Genomic DNA, 2,087 nt, shown 5'->3' with positions numbered 1-2,087 from the left:
TGCAGGCGATGGCCAGCACCAGCACCGCGACGGTGGAGAAGATGGCGATTCCCATGGGGCTGATGCCCTCCACCATGGCGTTGCGGCCGGGGTGCAGGTGGGCCTGATTCAGCGGTACCAGGAAGAAGCGGAACATATCCCCGAAATGGACCTCGCCGGAGCTGGTCTTCAGCGGCGGGATGGCGGCGCCAAAGGCGGGCAGCCCGGCCTGGATGGCATCGGCGGCGGCCTTGGCGTCCGTCCCCGGCGCCATCTTCAGGTAGGTCATGGCCATCAGCCCGCCCCAATGGTCCCTCAGGAAATCCGGGATCTGGTTGGCCTGACTGGCCATGGGAACCACCAGGGCGAAGGCGAACTGGGTGTTGGACGGAAGGTCGCGCATGACGCCGGCCACCCGCAGCGGATGGCCGTCCACCAACAGCGTCCGCCCCACGGCCTCGGCGTCGCCGAAATACTTGGCCGCCGTCTTGCGCGTCAGGACCACGGCGTCGGGCGCGTCCAGCGCCGTGGCGCGGTCCCCCGCGACGAATGGCCAGTCGAACACGCTGAAATAACTGGTATCGACCACCGCCACCGTCTCGGTGAACAGCGCCTCATCCCGCTTCAGGGTGGAGGTCTGGCTGGCCACCCGCGTCATCTCCGCCACCTGGGGGAAGGTCTGCTTCAGCGCCGGCCCCACCGGCATGGGCAGGCTGACCCCCTCCTCCGGCGCGCGGCCCGGCAGGGTGGCGGTGACGAAGACTTGGCTGATGCGGTCGGCGTCGGTGAAGTCGCGGTCGTAGGTCAGTTCATTGTGGACGAACAGGCCGATCAGGATGGCCGCCGCCAGACCCAGCGCCAACCCCGCCACCGTGATGGCGGAATAGAGCTTGTGCTTGATCAGCGTGCGCAGCGCCACGGTCAGGTAGTTGGCGAGCATGGGACGGCTTTCCCCCTTTTGATGAAGGGCGGCGACGGACAGCGATGACGGCGTGGGAACGCGGGATCAGGCGGCGCGCAGGTTTTCCGCCACCACCTGGCCATCGAACAGGTTGATGATGCGCCGGGCGTACTGGGCGTGGGGCATGGAGTGGGTGACCATCACGATGGTCGTGCCCTCGCCGTTCAGCTCGGTCAGCATGTTCATGACCTCTTCGCCGTTGGCGCTGTCCAGGTTGCCGGTGGGTTCGTCCGCCAGCAGCATGCGGGGGCGCGAAACGACGGCGCGGGCGATGGCCACGCGCTGCTGCTGGCCTCCGGACAGCTGCTGCGGCAGGTGGCTTTCGCGGTGGGCGATGTTGACCTTGGCCAGCGCTTCCTTCACCCGCTCCTTGCGCTCACGCGCCGGGATGTCGTGGTAGAGCAGCGCCAGCTCCACATTCTCGAACACCGTCAGCTCGTCGATCAGGTTGAAGCTCTGGAAGATGAAGCCGATGTTCTTCTTGCGGATGTCGGCCAACTTGCGCTCGCCGTAGCCCGCCACATCCTCATCCCCGAACCAGTATTGGCCGCTGCTGGGGTTGTCCAGCATGCCCACGATGTTGAGCAATGAGGACTTGCCGCAGCCGGAGGGCCCCATGATGGCCACGAACTCGCCCTGCTTGATATGGATGTTCACCTGGTTCAGGGCCGTGGTCTCCACCTCTTCCGTGCGGTAGACCTTGGTCAGGTCGACTAGCTTCAGCATCCTTGCCATCCCCGTCTTAATGACAAAATTCAATGGTCGTTTCGGTACCGGATCGGATCAGTTCAGCTCTATCCGGTCCATGCGGGCCAGATCGCCATAGGAAGAGACGATGACCCGGTCGCCGGCCTTCAGGCCATCGCGCACCTCGATCATCTGGGCGTTGCGCCGGCCCAGATGCACGCGCCGCTTCTCGGCATAGGTTCCGCCCGGCTGCACCACGAAGATCCAGTCGCCGCCCGTGTCCTGGTAGAAACCGCCGTTGGGTATGAGCAGGGCGGTGGTGGCCACCCCCAGCTTCAGGCGCATCTGCAGGGTCTGGCCGCTGCGGATATCCTGCGGCGCGGCTCCCAAGAATTCCAGATCCACCTGGGACTGGCCGTCGTGGACCCTGCGATAAATCTTGGCGACCTTCAGCTTGTAC

General features: G+C 65.4%; 2 protein-coding genes and 1 pseudogene. All 3 read right to left on the bottom strand.

Annotation, left to right across the window (positions count from 1 at the left end):
* Nucleotides 1-919, bottom strand: a 919-nt coding sequence (locus I55_RS26665; protein WP_044563766.1) for an ABC transporter permease, incomplete at its 3' end; no start/stop codon positions are given.
* Between the two features lie 66 nt (nucleotides 920-985).
* Nucleotides 986-1,666: an ABC transporter ATP-binding protein gene (locus I55_RS26660; RefSeq protein ID WP_199902739.1), complete on the bottom strand. Its 681-nt coding sequence runs from the start codon at nucleotides 1,664-1,666 to the stop codon at nucleotides 986-988.
* A gap of 57 nt (nucleotides 1,667-1,723) precedes the next feature.
* Nucleotides 1,724-2,087: pseudogene (locus I55_RS37405) on the bottom strand (hypothetical protein); the annotation flags it as partial.

The sequence above is a fragment of the Azospirillum sp. B4 genome (assembly GCF_000333275.1).
Taxonomy (GTDB): domain Bacteria; phylum Pseudomonadota; class Alphaproteobacteria; order Azospirillales; family Azospirillaceae; genus Nitrospirillum.
The sequence above is the reverse complement of the archived record's forward strand: the minus strand, read 5'-3'. Positions and strand labels throughout refer to the sequence as shown.